The sequence below is a fragment of the uncultured Rhodospira sp. genome (genome assembly GCF_937138205.1).
Classification (GTDB): domain Bacteria; phylum Pseudomonadota; class Alphaproteobacteria; order Rhodospirillales; family Rhodospirillaceae; genus Rhodospira.
In genome coordinates this window covers 14,470-28,907 of the sequence record NZ_CAKZOT010000077.1, presented here as the reverse complement: position 1 = coordinate 28,907, position 14,438 = coordinate 14,470, and the positions used below count along the sequence as shown (strand labels likewise).

The window sequence follows — 14,438 nt, the reverse complement described above, 5'->3', positions numbered from 1 at the left end:
TAGTTTAGACGGGATGGCGTCCCCTAGGGGATTCGAACCCCTGTTGCCGCCGTGAGAGGGCGGTGTCCTAGGCCTCTAGACGAAGGGGACCCGAGGCCGGCTCGGTTCGGCCGGACCGCCGTGTCTAGACCATGCGCGCCCCTCCACGCAAGCGGTTTTTCGCCGCCCGGCCCCCGCCCGGGCCACCGGCCGGAGCCGTCTCGCGGCGCGCCCACCCGCCGACCTCTTCCCCCGGCGCAGACCTGGAATACCGCGCGCGCGCCAACCCTTGACCATTTCGCGAATCGGGTTCATGTCATGGCCCGCCCCGCGCAACAGATCAAGGACACGGCATGGCCAAGGAAGACGCCATCGAGTTCAACGGCACCGTCACGGAATTGCTGCCCAACGCGATGTTCCGCGTGAAGCTCGACAACGACCACGAGGTGCTCGCCCACACCAGCGGCAAGATGCGCAAGAACCGCATCCGCGTGCTGGCCGGGGACCGGGTCAACGTCGAGATGACTCCCTACGACCTGACCAAGGGTCGCATCACGTTCCGTTACAAGTAGGCGCCCATGGGCGGTTCGCCCGACGACGCGACGCCTGCCCCGGCCGCAGCCGCGCCCCTGGTGCTGGCCTCGGCCTCGCCGCGCCGCCTCGATCTGCTGGCGCAGATCGGCGTGACGCCGGACCGGGTCGACCCCGCCGATCTCGACGAGACCCCGCTGCCCCGCGAGTTGCCGCGTGATCACGCCCGCCGTCTGGCGCGCGCCAAGGCCGAGGCCGTGGCCCCGCGCCATCCCGGCGCGTTCGTGCTGGCCGCCGACACGGTGGTCGCGCGCGGCCGGCGCATCCTGCCCAAGCCGGAGGACGCCGGCACGGCCCGGCGCTGTCTCGGCCTGCTGTCGGGCGCGGCGCACCACGTCTGGGGCGGGGTGACGCTGATCGCGCCGGATGGCCGCGCGGTCGAGCGGCTGGTGGACACGCGCGTGGCCTTCAAGGCCCTCGACGCGGGTGAGATGGCCGCCTACCTGGACAGCGGCGAGTGGCACGGCAAGGCCGGCGGCTACGCCATCCAGGGCCTTGCGGCCGGGTTCGTGCGCCAGTTGACCGGGTCCTACTCGAATGTGGTCGGCCTGCCGCTGTACGAGACCCGGGCGCTGTTGCGCGGTCTGGGCTACCCCGCGCCATGACCGAGGCGACCGCGACCCTGGTGGTCTCGGGGACCCCGGGCGAGACCCGCGCCGCGCGCCTGGACCACGGCCGCCTGACGGCCATCACCCACCACCGGCCCTGGGCCGCCGAGGCCGGTGCCGTGCTGCTCGGCCGCCTGGGATCGCGCGTGGCCGGCGGGGCGATGGTCGACCTGGGGCCGTGGGGCGATGGGTTCCTGGATGCGCGGGAGATGAAGGGCGACGCGCCGCCCCAGGGCGCGACCCTGCTGGTGCAGGTGCGCCAACCGGCCCGCGTCGAGCCGCGCGGCGGCACAAAGGCGGCGCGGCTGACGCGCGCGGTGGCGCTGACGGCGCGGCGGCTGGCGCTGGGCGCGCGGCGGCCCGGCGCGGCGGTGTCGCAACGCATCGCCGACGCCGACGAGCGGAGCCGGCTGCTGGCGCTGCTGAAGGACATGATCGCCCCGGGCGAGTCGCTGGTGGCGCGCGCGGCGGCGGTCGGCGCGACGGCGGACGCCCTGGCGGCGGAACTGACCACGGTGCGCGCGGCCTGGGCCGGGATGACGTCCCGGGCGGAGACCCTGACCGCGCCGGCGCTGGTGCGCCCGGCGCCGCTCGATTGGGCGGCCCTGCTGGGACCGGCCGATCCCCCGCCCGCGACCGTGCTCTTGGATGATCCGACCGCGCGCGCCGCCCTGGAGGCCGACCTTGCCGTCTGGCTCAATGACCCGCCGCCGGTGACGCTGCACACCGGACCCGAGGATCTGTTCGAGACCACCGGCGTCGCCGATGCCCTCGACGCGGCCCTGGCGCCGGTGGTGCCGCTGCCCTCCGGCGGCCGGCTGGTGATCGAGCCCACCGCCGCCCTGGTGGCGGTGGACGTGGACGCCGGATCCGGGTCCGCCCGCGCCGCCAATGCCGAGGCCCTGGCCGCCCTGCCTGGGGCGCTCCGCCTGCGCGGCCTGGCCGGCTCGATCCTGGTGGACCTGATCGCCGACGGCCCGCGCCTGCCCGGTCCGGCGCGGCGCGCGCTTGAAGAGGCGTTGGCCGCCGACCCATCGCCGGCGCGGTTGGCCGGGGTCTCGCGGCTGGGTCTGCTGGAGATCAGCCGCGAGCGGCGCGCGCCGTCGTTGGCCGAACGCGAGACCGGGCCGGTCGCCCAGGCGCTGGCGGCCCTGCGCCTGGCGGTGCGCGAGACCCGGGCCGCCCCGGTCCCGGCCCTGGCGCTGTACGTGGCACCCGGGGCGGCGGCCGTGCTGCGCGGACCGCTGGCGGACACGGTGGCGGCGGCCGAACGGCGCCTCGGGCTGCGCCTGCGGATTCATGACGATGTGACGCGGCCGGTTGACGCGCCACCCCACGTCGCCCCAGCTTAAGCCCACCCTGCCATCGTCACGCTGTGGTCCCTGTCATGAGCGAGTCCGACTCCCAGGCCCCCGACACACCGGTTCCCGCCCGCCTGTCCGCCAGTGCCTGCCCCGTGTGCGGCAAGGCGACGGCGGCGCGCTACCGGCCGTTCTGCTCGCGCCGGTGCGCCGACGTCGACCTGTCGCGCTGGTTCGGCGGCGGCTATGTCGTCGCCGGGCACGAGCCGGCCGACCCCGAGGACATCGCCGAGACCCTGGCGGGCGATCACGACCGCCAAGAGTTCTGAGACCGCCCGGCGCGGCGATTTCGCCCTGAAAAGCGCATCGTTTGCGGATATGGTGGCGGGATGCGCCGTTCCCGCCACCGACAGACCGGGCCGTCCATGCCGCCGACTCATGCTCCGCCGCCCGTTTCCCCGACGGACACATCCGCCCCCGAAACCCGGCGGGCGGTCCTGCGCGTGCAGGCGAATCCGGCCGAGCGCGTTGACTACCGGGTCATCCTGTCGCGCCCCGTGAGCGGCTGCGACGGCGCGGGCGCCCTGCACATGACGCTGGAGTACGTGCCGGACCGAGTCATTCTTGTCCCCGACAGCCTGACGCGCTATGTGGCGGGCCTGGAACACCTGTCCTGGCCCGGTCCGGAGGCGTTGGGCGTGGCCATCCTGGATGACATCAACAACGAGGTGGTGCCGCGCTGGCTGCGGGTGACCGTCGTGGTCGGCCAGGAGGCACAGCCGCACGCGCCGGGATCGGACGCCGCCCCGTGGCACACCGTGTCACATGCCGTCATCCTGGAGGACCGGCAGCCGCACTGGACCGCGCCGGCGCCAGCGCCGCCCGGCCCGCTGGCGGCGCGGTAAGGATCGTCCCGAGATGCCGCAGCACGTCGTCCGCGACCCCAAGGGCTATTACATCATGCTCGGGGTGACGCCGACAGCCGACCTCGCCGCCATCAAGCGGGCCTATCGCACCCGGGCGAAGCTGCTGCATCCCGACCGCAATCCCTCGCCGCGCGCCGCCCAGGAGTTTCACGCCCTCAACGAGGCCTACCGGATGCTGAGCGATCCGGCCACCCGGCTGGCGTATGACACCGGACGGGTCGCGCGCGAGACCTCCAGCCCGGGCGCGCCGGGTCGGACCGCCGGGTCCGCCAACGGCGATGCCGCGCTGACGCCGCACACCTGCCGGGTGTGCGGCCGCGCCACGCCGGACCTGCGGCACCTGGTCCTGCACCGGGTGCGCGGCGCCGGTCTGCGGGTGCGGCGCGCGCCCATCCGCGGTGTGTTCTGCCGGACGCACGGCGATCGCATGGCGGTGGCGGCGAGCCTGTACTGCTGGGGCCTGGGGTGGTGGGCGCTGCCCTGGGGACCGTTCGCCACACTGGGCGCGTTGTGGCGCAACTATCGCGGCGGCGACATGCCGGCGGCGGAGAACTTCCAGCTTCTGTCCTCGCAGGCGCGCGCCTTCCTGGCGCGGGGCAACATGCCGCTGGCGCGCGCCTTCGCCGACCAGGTGCGTCCGTTCGCCCACACGGCGGCCGAGCGGCGTCACCTGGCGCAGTTGATGGACGCGCTGGCCGATCAGCCGGCCGCGAAGGTGCGCGGGCGCCGGGCGTGGTTCGGGCCGGCCCAGCTCGCGCAGTTGGCGCCATTCCTGCTGATCGCCACGGTGGCCCTGTACATCGCCGGGCCGACCAAGGTGATCGGCGGCGCGGTCTCGGCGCTGCCCGAGGCGGTGTTCACGCTGTTCACCGACCGCGACGCGGCCGGGCCGGCGCGCCCCGGTGCGTCGCCAGACACCGTTCCAACGCCGGCCGCGCCGGAGTCCGGCCTGCAAGGTCCGTTCACCGGGCGCACGGGACCGCTGGAACCCGAGGTGCCAATGGGCGGGCTGTACACGGTGGCGCCGGCCAGCCTCGCCGTGCGCGCGGCCCCCGACTCCACCGCCCGCGTGGCGGGCACGCTGACTCGGGGGACGGTGGTGATGGTCACCGAGATGACGCGCGACGGCACATGGAGCCGCATCCTGTCCGCCCGTGGCATCAGCGGTTTCGTCCCCACCACTGCACTAAACGCCAATGAGGGGCTGACAACGGGGCAATGACATCCGATGATAGGGGGTATACAAACAGGCCCACGCAATCCCAGACCCTGACACCCACGGTGGACACGCGCACACATCCGAGTCATTGCATACCCGTACAGATGCCAATGGACGGCGGCCGCATGTTGGTCTAAACCAAGACGCACCCTGTCAGTTTCTATAGCCCAAGAGTTCATCGTCCTCCATGCCGTCCGGTCCCCCTGACTCACCGTCCGCCGCGTCCTCCCAAACATCCCCGCCCAGTGGCGATCGCATCGCCAAGGTTCTGGCGCGGGCGGGCGTGTGCTCGCGCCGTGAGGCCGAGCGCCTGATCGCCGGCGGCCGCGTGGCGGTCAACGGCCGGGTACTCGACAGCCCGGCCTTGAACGTGAGCCCCCGCGACGTCGTCACGGTGGACGGCGCCCCCGTCGCCGCGCCCGAGGAAACCCGCCTGTGGCGCTATCACAAGCCGCCGGGCCGGGTGACCACCACGCGCGATCCGCAGGGGCGGCCCACCGTCTTCGATAATCTACCGTCAGAGCTGCCGCGCGTGATCAGCGTCGGACGCCTGGATCTGAACAGCGAGGGCCTGCTGCTGCTGACCAACGACGGCGCGCTGGCCCGCCATCTGGAGCATCCGGACACCGGCTGGGTGCGGCGTTATCGCGTGCGCGTGCACGGCCGGCTCGAGCCCGAGCGGCTGGCGGCGCTGGACCAGGGTGTCACGGTGGAGGGGGTACGCTATGGCCCCATCAAGGCCGCCCTGGAGCGCCAGCAAGGCGCCAACGCTTGGCTGAGCGTGGCCCTGCGCGAGGGCCGCAACCGCGAGGTCCGGCGCGTCATGGAACACCTGGGCTGGTCGGTGACGCGGCTGATCCGCGTCGGCTACGGGCCGTTCATCCTGGGGTCGCTGCCGCGCGAGGGGGTGGAGGAGGTGCCGCGCCGCCAGATGCGCGACACCCTGGGCGCGGCCTGGCGGTCGGGCGGCGGTCCACGGCGGCGTCACGGCGGGCGCCCGGACGGGCCAACGGACGGCCGGCGATGAGACTCCTGCCGATGACACCCTCAATGGCCAACGGCTTGGCGGACGGCATGATCGACGTGCTGCCACCCGGTCTGGCCGTCAGCCACTCGATCGATTTCATCATCGTCTCGGCCATCGCGACCGCCAAACTGTACGGCGTCAATGGTCACGTGCCGCCGTGGATCGTCTATCTGGCGGTCGAGTCCGGCACCAACGCGGTGGTCGGGGCGTGCGGCTTCAAGGCCCCATGCCAAGACGGGACCGTCGAACTGGCCTGCTTCTCGTTCCCGCCGTTCCAGGGGCGTGGCCATGGGAGCGCGATGGTCGCGGCCCTGCTGGACATCGCCCGACGCCAGCCGGATGTGCATCAGGTGATCGCCCAGACCCGGCGCCGCGACGGGCCGGCGTGCCAGATTCTGCGCGGACGCGGCTTTCGCTGGAGCGAGCCGGCGGACGATCCGGACGAGGGGCCGGTCTGGCGTTGGATCTGGACGGTCCCGGGTGAGGGCGATCCCGGGAACGGATGACACCCGGCAATATCCGAAATGCCCCGTCCAGCCGGGACGGCGAACCCCTGCCCCGGCGCGGCGCCAGGCCCGCCGCTTCGCGGCGATCGTGTGCGTCCTACGTCGTTGTTCCTTTCCGGCGGCCGCCTTCCACGGGCGGGCGCGCGGCGCGATAGGCGCGGATCACGCCGGCCACGATCGATGTGGCGATCTCGGCCGGGTTGGCAGCGTGAATGGGCACGCCGGCCGGTCCCTCGATGCGCGCCAGCGCGGCGGTGCCGAAGCCTTCGTCCGCCAGCCGCGCCAGCCGCGCCGCGTGCGTCGTCCGGCTGCCCAGGGCGCCGATGTGGAACGCCGGCGAGGCCAGCGCGTGGCGCAGCAGCGGCAGTTCGACATCGTGATCATGGAACAGCGTCACCACGGCGGTCGCGGCATCGAGTGTCACCCGCGCCACCTCGCCGGGGCCGGTGCCCTGCACCGGCGCGGCGCAGTGCGGGGCCGAGCCGTCGCCGGCGTGGTCGTCGTCGGTCAGCACCTCCACCCGATAGCCGTTCAGCGCCGCCATCTGCGCCGTCAGGGGCAGGATCGGCCCGCGCCCGGCCAGCACCAGGCGCGGCGGCGGCCGGTGCAGACGGCGGAACCTGGTCTCATCGCTCCAGGCCAACTCGGCGGTGGCAAAGGCGTCGTCGTCGCCTGAACGCGGCGCCTCCCATCGCGTGATCCCGGCCGCCGTATCGGTGGCCAGAACGGCGGCGCGGCGGGCGGCCACGGCGTCGTGCACGGCGGCCAGCGTTTCAGTGGCCACGGTCACGTCGACGTAGACGTCGATGGCGCCGCCGCAGGGCATCCGCAGGTCCACGTAGCGCGAGCCTTCGCCGAAGCGGGCGAAGCGGTTGCACCCCGCCGCCATGGCCCCCCGGGCCTCCTCGGCGATGCCGCCCTCGACGCAGCCGCCGGAGATCAGGCCGACGACTCGCCCGTCCGCCGACACCGCGAGCTGGCTGCCCAGCGGGCGCGGGCCGGAGGCGGTCTTGCGCACCAGCGTGACCAGCGCCCCGGCCCCGTCGGTTCGGCGCCAGTCCAGCAGCGCCGGCAGCACGTTTTCGTCAAAATCCTGAATCATCCGGTCGGGCGGTCTCCCAGCACGATGGTTGACAGGCGCCATGGTCATTCCGTAGCGTTAACTATAATGAAAGCAAAGGACAAGCCTGAACCATCGGCTTGCGGATCCGGGAGGAAAAGGGCGCGACCGGTGCCGGGTCGTGCCGCCGGGCGTGGTCTCGCGCCGTGCGAAGGCTTTGAAAATCCTTGCCATACAAACAAAACGCCGGGCGGCCCCGCGACCGTCCCGGCCGGGAGGAGGCGCCGAGCATGTCCATTGCCATCAGCCTGACCGTCAACGGCCGCCAGGTCAGCGGGAGCGTGGAACCCCGCACCCTTTTGGTCGACTTCCTGCGGGAGCACCTGGGCCTGACCGGCACTCACGTCGGCTGCGACACCAGCCAGTGCGGCGCCTGTGTCGTGCTGATCGACGGCCATTCGGTGAAATCGTGCGCCACCCTGGCCGTGCAGTGCGACGGGGCGCAGGTGACCACCATCGAAGGGTTGGCCAACGGCGCCACCCTGCATCCCATGCAACAGGCGTTCAACGACCACCACGGCCTGCAGTGCGGCTTCTGCACCCCCGGCATGGTGATGAGCGCGCTCGACCTGGTTCAGCGCCACCCGGCGCCGACGGACGAGGACATCCGTCGCGGCCTGGAAGGCAACCTGTGCCGCTGCACCGGCTATCAGAACATCGTGCGCGCCGTGAAGGCGGGCGCCCAGGCGATGGGAGGGTGAGGCCATGAATACCGTCGCCAAGACCGTCGGCACGCCCGTCAAGCGCACCGAGGACGCCCGCTTCCTCACCGGGCGCGGCCGCTACACCGACGACATCAACCGCCCCGGCCAGGTGTACGCCGCCTTCGTGCGTTCGCCCCATGCCCATGCCGAGGTGGGTGCCATCGACACACAAAGCGCGCTCGACGTGCCGGGCGTGATGGCCGTGTTCACCGGCGCCGACATGGCCGCCGACGGGGTGGGCGGCCTGCCCTGTGGCTGGCAGGTGATCGGCAAGGGCGGCGTGCCGATGAAAGAGCCGCCGCACCCGCCGTTGGCGGTCGGTCGCGTGCGCCATGTGGGCGACACTGTGGCCGTGGTGCTGGCCGAGAGCCGCCACGCCGCCAAGGACGGCGCCGAGGCGCTGGCCGTCGACTACAACCCGCTGCCCGCCGTGGCCAGTGTGACCGAGGCCGCGCGGCCGGGCGCGCCGCTGGTCCACGACGACGTGGCCGGCAATGTCTGCTACGACTGGGAACTGGGCGACGCGGCGGCCACCGACGCCGCCTTTGACGCCGCGGCCCATGTGACGCGCCTGGAGTTGGTCAACAACCGCCTGATCCCCAACGCCATCGAGCCACGTGCCGCCGTGGGCGAGTTCGACCCGGGCGACGGCTCCTACACGCTGACCACCACCAGCCAGAACCCGCACGTCATCCGGCTGTTGATGTGCGCCTTCGTGCTCAACCTGCCAGAGCACAAGGTCCGCGTGGTGGCGCCGGACGTGGGCGGCGGCTTCGGCTCCAAGATCTTCCACTACGCCGAGGAGGCGGTGGTTACCTGGGCCGCCGCCAAGGTGGGCCGGCCGGTCAAGTGGACCGCCGATCGCTCCGAGTCCTTCATGACCGACTGCCACGGCCGCGATCATGTGACCACCGCCGAACTGGCGCTGGACGGGACCGGCCGCTTCACCGGCCTGCGGGTGCGCACGATGGCCAACATGGGCGCCTATCTGTCCACCTTCGCCTCGTCGATCCCGACCTACCTGTACGCCACGCTGCTGGCCGGGCAGTACGCCACGCCGGCCATCCACGCCGAGGTGAAGGCGCTGTTCACCCACACCACGCCGGTGGACGCCTACCGCGGCGCCGGCCGGCCGGAGGCGACCTACCTGCTGGAGCGGATCGTGGAGAAGGCGGCGCGCGAACTGGGCATCGACCCGGCCGAGCTGCGCCGGCGCAACTTCATCCAGCCGGATCAGTTCCCCTACCAGACGCCGGTGGCCCTGGCCTATGACACGGGCGACTATGAGGCCAGCCTCAACCGGGCGCTTGAACTGTCGGAGTACAGCACCTTCGCCCAGCGCCGGGCGGCGTCGGAGGCGAAGGGCAGGCTGCGCGGCATCGGCCTGTCCTGCTATATCGAGGCCTGCGGCATCGCCCCGTCGGCGGTGGCCGGCGCGCTGGGCGCGCGGGCCGGCCTGTACGAGGCGGCCGAGGTGCGCATGAACCCGACCGGCTCGGTCACCGTGTTCACCGGCAGCCACAGCCACGGCCAGGGCCACGAGACCACCTTTGCCCAGATCGTCGCCGACCGCCTGGGCGTGCCCATGGCCAACGTCGAAATCGTGCACGGCGACACCAACCGCATTCCCTTTGGCATGGGCACCTACGGCTCGCGCTCGCTGGCCGTGGGCGGGTCGGCCATCATGCGGGCGGTCGACAAGATCATCGCCAAGGGCCGGAAGATCGCCGCCCACATGCTGGAGGCCGGCGAGGGCGACATCGAGTACAAGGACGGCACCTTCTCCGTCGCCGGCACGGACAAGTCGCTGTCGATGGGCGAGATCGCCTTCCAGGCCTACGTGCCGCACAACTATCCGCACGAGACCCTGGAACCGGGCCTGGACGAAAGCGCCTTCTACGATCCGGCCAATTTCACCTTCCCGGCCGGCACCTATGTCTGCGAGGTCGAGGTCGATCCGGACACCGGGTCCGTGACGGTCGAGCGCTTCACGGCGGTGGACGACTTCGGCACCATCATCAATCCGATGATCGTCGAGGGTCAGGTGCACGGCGGCGTCGCCCAGGGCCTGGGGCAGGCGTTGCTGGAGGGCTGTGTCTATGACGCCGACGGCCAGCTGCTGACCGGCAGCTACATGGACTACGCCATGCCGCGCACCACGCACATCCCCGACTATCGGTTCGATTTCACCTGCACCCCCTGCACCCACAATCCGCTGGGGGCGAAGGGGTGCGGCGAGGCCGGGGCCATCGGCAGCCCGCCGGCCATCATCAACGCCATCCTGGATGCGCTGGCGCCTCTGGGCGTCGAGGACATCGCCATGCCGGCCGCGCCGCACACCGTGTGGCAGGCCATCCGCAAGGCCCGTGGCGCCGCGCCGCAGGCGGCTGAATAGGGATCGGGGAGACCGCAGCCATGTATGCGTTCGAGTATCATCGCCCGGCCTCGCTCGACGAAGCCGCCGCCCTGCTGACCAGCGACGAAATCAAGCTGCTGGCCGGTGGGCAGACCCTGATCCCCACGCTCAAGCAGCGCCTGGCGATGCCGGAGGCGCTGGTCGATCTGGGCCGCATCGAGGCCCTGAAGGGCATCCGCCGAGAGGGGCAGGCCATCTTCATCGGTGCCGGCACGACCCATGCAGAGGTGGTCGCCTCCGATGTGATCAAGCAGGCCATCCCGGCCCTGACCTATCTCGTCTCGCGCGTCGGTGACGCGCAGGTGCGCAACCGGGGCACCATTGGCGGCTCCATCGCCAACGCCGACCCGGCGGCCGACTACCCGGCTGCCGTGGTGGGGCTGGGGGCGACCATCCATACCAACCGTCGCACCATCGCCGGCGATGACTACTTCCAGGACCTGTTCACCACGGCGCTGGAAGAGGGCGAGATCATCACCGCCATCTCGTTCCCGATCCCGCAGGCGGCGGCCTATGAGAAATGCGCCAATCCGGCGTCCGGGTATGCCGTCGTGGGCGTGATGGTGGCACGCACGGGCGACGGCGTGCGGGTGGGCGTGACCGGGGCCGGTCCCTGTGCCTTCCGCGCCACGGCCATCGAACAGGCGCTGGCCGGGTCGTTCACGCCGGACGCGGCAAAGGCCGTTACCATGCCGGTGGACAGGCTGAACGACGACATGCACGCCTCGGCCGACTACCGGGCGGCGCTGATCTCGGTGCTGGCGGCGCGTGCGGTGGCGGCGATGGGGTGAGCCGTGCGGTCGGAGCCTTGCTACTCCGCCGCGTCGCGAACCTCGGCGGCTGTCCCCGGCACGATGTCGATGGTCAGCCGCTTGCCGAGCGCGCGCGCGGCGGCGTCCAGGGTGGCCAGCGCCGTCTTGTGCTTCGGGTTGAGGATGCGGTTGCGCACCTCGGATTCGGATTTGCCGAGGCGGCGGGCGAACGCGCTCTTGGACAGGCCGCTGTCGCGCCAGGCGATCATGAGGGCCAGCTTGGCGGCAATGGGCGCCGTGGGCGAGACACGGGCGTCACCGCCGGGGGAGGGCGGAGGGGGAAACGGCTGGTCCTCATCATCGAACAGGCACAGCAGGGCAACGTCCAGGCAGTCTTCCGCGTTCAGCAGGGCTTCCTCGCGGGTTTGGCCAGCCGTGATCGCCGGCGGAATGTCGATGAACTGGACGATCCAGCAATCGGGATGTTGCGTCACGGTTACAGGGTAGTTCATTGGCATGACATCGAACCCCGGAAAGACGTTGACCTATTTCATGAGGCCGAGTTGTTTGCGGACACTTTTTACGTAATTGGGTGGAAGTTCTCCGTCCATAACGATCACCCAGTGCCCGCCGATGGATACCTTGGCATGGGATCCCTTGCCTTTGCCGTATTCAACCAAGACGGAAAACCCTGCTTTGCGCCCCTCTTTGCGCAACGCCTGAAGAAACTGTTCGCGGGTGGGCATGGATGGCCTCCTAAGTCGAGGCCGAAAAGATGCCTTGCTCTTGAGTTGCAACCAAGGAAAAACGCCGCATCGGCACAGGCATCTCATGAGACCATGAATGCGTGAGTCGATCCCGCTCATGCGGCCACCATGCCCGGGTTCGGCACGGTTCGATCGGGTCGCGTGCGGCTCGGGATCGGCGGCCCACTGCTCACCTCGCACATCAATGTACGAGTTCATTGCCTGTCCGTCCAGCCCACCAGGAGGCTCCGCGTGACCACCGCCGCAATGCCCGCCGTGCCACCCCCCGACAGCGTCGATACCGTGCTCGACCTGCTCTCGACCCACGACTACATCGCCGACCGGGCGCTGGCGACCTGCGTCTTTCTGGCGCTGCGGCTGGGTCGGCCGCTGTTCCTGGAGGGCGAGGCCGGGGTTGGCAAGACGGAGATCGCCAAGGTCCTGGCTCGTGCCCTGGGCCGCCCGCTGGAACGGTTGCAGTGTTACGAAGGGCTGGATCTGGCCAGCGCCGCCTATGACTGGAACCATGCCCGCCAGATGGTGGAAATCCGCCTCGCCGAAGCCGCTGGCGAGGCCGACCGCAGCCGACTGGGCCGGGATCTGTATTCCGAGGCGTTCCTGATCCGCCGGCCGCTGCTGCGCGCCGTCGAGGGCATCGACGGCCGGGCGCCGGTGCTGCTGGTGGACGAACTGGACCGCGCCGACGAGCCGTTCGAGGCCTTCCTGCTGGAGGTTCTCTCGGATTTCACCATCACCATCCCGGAACTGGGCGTGCGCGGCGGCGGCACGCCGCCCATCGTCGTCGTCACCTCCAATCGCACGCGCGAGATTCACGACGCGCTCAAGCGCCGCTGCCTGTATCACTGGGTGGACTACCCCGACGCCGCGCGCGAACGCGCCATCCTGCACGCCCGCGCCCCCGGCGTGGGCAAACGGTTGGGCGCCCAGGTGGTGGCGTTCGTGCAGGGTCTGCGCGAGCGCGACCTGTTCAAGCTGCCCGGCGTGGCGGAGACGCTGGACTGGGCCAACGCGCTGATGCAACTCGACGTGGTGGAGTTGGACCCGGCGGTGATCGACGACACCCTGGGCGTGCTGCTCAAGTACCAGGACGACATCATGCGCCTGCGCGGCTCGGAAGCGGCGCAGATCCTGACGCAGGTCAAGGCGGAGCTGGCCCATGGCGCGCCGTCCTGAGCCGCGCGACACGCCCGCCGGTGACACGCCCACCGGGGGCCATCTGGCCGAGAACGTGCTGCAGTTCGTGCGCGTGTTGCGGGCCGCCGGGCTGCGCGTCGGCCCGGGCGACATGCTCGATGCCGTGCGCGCGGTCGAGGCGGTCGGCCCCGCCAGCCGGGAGGATTTCAAGGCCGCCCTGGCGGCGGTGCTGGTCACGCGCCGCCAGGACGTGGCGCTGTTCGACGAGGCCTTTCACATCTTCTGGAAGGACCCGGACATTCTGGGCCGTCTCATGGGCCTGTTGCTGCCGAGGCTGCGCACCCCGGGCGAGGACGACGGCGGGTCGCAGCGGTTGCGCGACGCCCTGGGCGCCACGCCTCCCGAGGCGGACCCACCGGTCCCGGCCGAGACGCAGCGCGTGTCCGTCGACCTCGATTGGTCCGCGCAGGAACGGCTGGGCACGCTGGACTTCGACAAGATGAGCGCCGAGGAGTTCCGCCGCGCCCAGCGCCTGATCGACGTGCTACGGCTGCCGGCCCTGCGGGTTCCGGCGCGGCGGCGCCGGCCCGATCCGCGCGGCCGCCACGTGGATCTGCGGGCCTCGATGCGGGCCAGCCTGCGCGGCGGCGGCGATATCATCCCGTTGTGCCGGACGGCGCCGGAACCACGGCCGCCGACCGTGGTCGCCCTGTGCGACATCAGCGGGTCGATGGACCGCTATGCGCGCGTCTTCCTGCGGCTGATGCACGGCCTGGCCAATCGCGAGCCGCATTTCCATGGTTTTGTCTTCGGCACGCGGCTGACCAACATCACGCGACCGTTGCGGGACCGTGATCCGGACATGGCTCTGGCCGCTGCCGCCGCCGCCATGCCGGACTGGGCCGGGGGCACGCGCATCGGCGCCTGCCTGACCGAGTTCAACCGGCTGTGGTCGCGCCGCGTGCTGGGGCAGGGCGCGCTGGTGCTGCTGCTGACGGACGGGCTCGACCGCGCCGAGGCGGACGGGCTCGACCGGGCCATGGAGCGGCTGCACAAGAGCTGCCGGCGGTTGATCTGGCTCAACCCGCTGCTGCGCTGGGACGGGTTCCAGCCGAAGGCCGCCGGCGTGCGCGCCATTCTGCCGCATGTGGACGACTTCCGGCCCGTGCACAGTCTGGACAGCCTGGCGCAGCTCGTGCGCGTCCTGTCCGACCACGCCGCCGGGCACAGCCCGCGCCGGCTGGAGGCGGCGCGGGCTTGGCGCGAGGCCTTGGCGGGATAAGCCTCCAACGGGTGCTTGCTGCGAACAGGTTTTCACACGTCTTTCCGCCGAAGCGGCGGCTCTTCGCTCGCGCGGCGATGTGACTTGTCATTGCGAACCCTCGTCG

Annotated in this window: 16 protein-coding genes and 1 tRNA gene; 13 read left to right on the top strand and 4 right to left on the bottom strand. The window is 71.4% G+C overall.

The window, feature by feature from the left end; translation table 11 throughout:
- Positions 1-14 precede the first annotated feature (14 nt).
- Positions 15-90 (bottom strand) — tRNA-Glu (locus Q0309_RS10540).
- Positions 91-332: 242 nt separating this feature from the next.
- On the opposite strand from Q0309_RS10540, the gene infA reads away from it, so the two are divergent.
- From infA to Q0309_RS10500, 8 genes are all read left to right on the top strand, one after another.
- On the top strand, positions 333-551 hold the full coding sequence (gene infA, locus Q0309_RS10535) for a translation initiation factor IF-1 (RefSeq protein WP_092785396.1): 219 nt from the start codon (positions 333-335) through the stop codon (positions 549-551).
- A 6-nt stretch (positions 552-557) separates the two neighbouring features.
- The gene (locus Q0309_RS10530; RefSeq protein ID WP_299440354.1) at positions 558-1,175 is read left to right on the top strand and encodes a Maf family nucleotide pyrophosphatase; all 618 of its coding nucleotides are present in this window, start codon (positions 558-560) and stop codon (positions 1,173-1,175) included.
- Positions 1,172-2,530 (top strand): ribonuclease E/G, encoded by a 1,359-nt coding sequence (locus Q0309_RS10525; RefSeq protein ID WP_299440352.1) that lies wholly within the window; start codon positions 1,172-1,174, stop codon positions 2,528-2,530. Before Q0309_RS10530 ends, Q0309_RS10525 begins: the two co-directional genes overlap by 4 nt.
- Before the next feature lie 35 nt (positions 2,531-2,565).
- Positions 2,566-2,808 carry a DNA gyrase inhibitor YacG gene (gene yacG, locus Q0309_RS10520; protein ID WP_299440350.1) on the top strand — a complete coding sequence of 81 codons (243 nt, stop codon included), beginning with the start codon at positions 2,566-2,568 and terminating at the stop codon, positions 2,806-2,808.
- A 174-nt stretch (positions 2,809-2,982) separates the two neighbouring features.
- Entirely contained in the window at positions 2,983-3,384 is a 402-nt protein-coding gene (locus tag Q0309_RS10515; protein WP_299440347.1) for a hypothetical protein, read from the top strand.
- 13 nt (positions 3,385-3,397) lie between these two features.
- Complete coding sequence (locus Q0309_RS10510; protein ID WP_299440345.1) at positions 3,398-4,627, top strand: DnaJ domain-containing protein; 1,230 nt, start codon at positions 3,398-3,400, stop codon at positions 4,625-4,627.
- Between the two features lie 280 nt (positions 4,628-4,907).
- Positions 4,908-5,651, top strand: coding sequence for a pseudouridine synthase (locus Q0309_RS10505; protein ID WP_299440343.1), 744 nt, complete (start codon positions 4,908-4,910; stop codon positions 5,649-5,651).
- Between the two features lie 11 nt (positions 5,652-5,662).
- A complete protein-coding gene (locus Q0309_RS10500) occupies positions 5,663-6,157 on the top strand; it encodes a GNAT family protein (RefSeq protein WP_299440341.1) in 495 nt (164 codons plus the stop codon).
- 97 nt (positions 6,158-6,254) lie between these two features.
- Here the strand turns inward: Q0309_RS10500 and Q0309_RS10495 are convergent, their stop codons facing one another.
- Positions 6,255-7,259: an XdhC family protein gene (locus tag Q0309_RS10495; protein ID WP_299440339.1), complete on the bottom strand. Its 1,005-nt coding sequence runs from the start codon at positions 7,257-7,259 to the stop codon at positions 6,255-6,257.
- A 248-nt stretch (positions 7,260-7,507) separates the two neighbouring features.
- Here Q0309_RS10495 and Q0309_RS10490 point away from each other — a divergent pair, with 248 nt between their 5' ends.
- From Q0309_RS10490 to Q0309_RS10480, 3 genes are read left to right on the top strand one after another with little or no spacing between them, the layout of a single operon-like run.
- Positions 7,508-7,978, top strand: coding sequence for a (2Fe-2S)-binding protein (locus Q0309_RS10490; RefSeq protein ID WP_299440337.1), 471 nt, complete (start codon positions 7,508-7,510; stop codon positions 7,976-7,978).
- A gap of 4 nt (positions 7,979-7,982) precedes the next feature.
- The gene (locus Q0309_RS10485; RefSeq protein WP_299440335.1) at positions 7,983-10,376 is read left to right on the top strand and encodes a xanthine dehydrogenase family protein molybdopterin-binding subunit; all 2,394 of its coding nucleotides are present in this window, start codon (positions 7,983-7,985) and stop codon (positions 10,374-10,376) included.
- Positions 10,377-10,396: 20 nt separating this feature from the next.
- A complete protein-coding gene (locus tag Q0309_RS10480; protein ID WP_299440333.1) occupies positions 10,397-11,188 on the top strand; it encodes a xanthine dehydrogenase family protein subunit M in 792 nt (263 codons plus the stop codon).
- 20 nt (positions 11,189-11,208) lie between these two features.
- Here the strand turns inward: Q0309_RS10480 and Q0309_RS10475 are convergent, their stop codons facing one another.
- Both Q0309_RS10475 and Q0309_RS10470 read right to left on the bottom strand, forming a co-directional pair.
- Positions 11,209-11,643: a hypothetical protein gene (locus Q0309_RS10475; RefSeq protein ID WP_299440331.1), complete on the bottom strand. Its 435-nt coding sequence runs from the start codon at positions 11,641-11,643 to the stop codon at positions 11,209-11,211.
- 51 nt (positions 11,644-11,694) lie between these two features.
- Entirely contained in the window at positions 11,695-11,895 is a 201-nt protein-coding gene (locus Q0309_RS10470) for a hypothetical protein (RefSeq protein WP_299440329.1), read from the bottom strand.
- A gap of 267 nt (positions 11,896-12,162) precedes the next feature.
- Between Q0309_RS10470 and Q0309_RS10465 the strand changes: the two genes are divergently transcribed.
- On the top strand, positions 12,163-13,089 hold the full coding sequence (locus Q0309_RS10465) for a MoxR family ATPase (protein ID WP_299440357.1): 927 nt from the start codon (positions 12,163-12,165) through the stop codon (positions 13,087-13,089).
- Positions 13,073-14,332 carry a VWA domain-containing protein gene (locus Q0309_RS10460; protein ID WP_299440327.1) on the top strand — a complete coding sequence of 420 codons (1,260 nt, stop codon included), beginning with the start codon at positions 13,073-13,075 and terminating at the stop codon, positions 14,330-14,332. The genes Q0309_RS10465 and Q0309_RS10460 overlap by 17 nt, the downstream gene beginning before the upstream one ends.
- Positions 14,333-14,438: the final 106 nt, after the last annotated feature.

Coding starts and splice junctions, on each gene's coding strand:
- Q0309_RS10500 (WP_299440341.1), top strand. CDS start 5,663: ATGACACCCTCAATGGCCAACGGCTTGGCGGACGGCATGATCGACGTG.
- Q0309_RS10480 (WP_299440333.1), top strand. CDS start 10,397: ATGTATGCGTTCGAGTATCATCGCCCGGCCTCGCTCGACGAAGCCGCC.
- Q0309_RS10490 (WP_299440337.1), top strand. CDS start 7,508: ATGTCCATTGCCATCAGCCTGACCGTCAACGGCCGCCAGGTCAGCGGG.
- Q0309_RS10460 (WP_299440327.1), top strand. CDS start 13,073: ATGGCGCGCCGTCCTGAGCCGCGCGACACGCCCGCCGGTGACACGCCC.
- Q0309_RS10495 (WP_299440339.1), bottom strand. CDS start 7,259: ATGATTCAGGATTTTGACGAAAACGTGCTGCCGGCGCTGCTGGACTGG.
- Q0309_RS10530 (WP_299440354.1), top strand. CDS start 558: ATGGGCGGTTCGCCCGACGACGCGACGCCTGCCCCGGCCGCAGCCGCG.
- Q0309_RS10525 (WP_299440352.1), top strand. CDS start 1,172: ATGACCGAGGCGACCGCGACCCTGGTGGTCTCGGGGACCCCGGGCGAG.
- Q0309_RS10465 (WP_299440357.1), top strand. CDS start 12,163: ATGCCCGCCGTGCCACCCCCCGACAGCGTCGATACCGTGCTCGACCTG.
- Q0309_RS10510 (WP_299440345.1), top strand. CDS start 3,398: ATGCCGCAGCACGTCGTCCGCGACCCCAAGGGCTATTACATCATGCTC.
- Q0309_RS10485 (WP_299440335.1), top strand. CDS start 7,983: ATGAATACCGTCGCCAAGACCGTCGGCACGCCCGTCAAGCGCACCGAG.
- Q0309_RS10470 (WP_299440329.1), bottom strand. CDS start 11,895: ATGCCCACCCGCGAACAGTTTCTTCAGGCGTTGCGCAAAGAGGGGCGC.
- infA (WP_092785396.1), top strand. CDS start 333: ATGGCCAAGGAAGACGCCATCGAGTTCAACGGCACCGTCACGGAATTG.
- yacG (WP_299440350.1), top strand. CDS start 2,566: ATGAGCGAGTCCGACTCCCAGGCCCCCGACACACCGGTTCCCGCCCGC.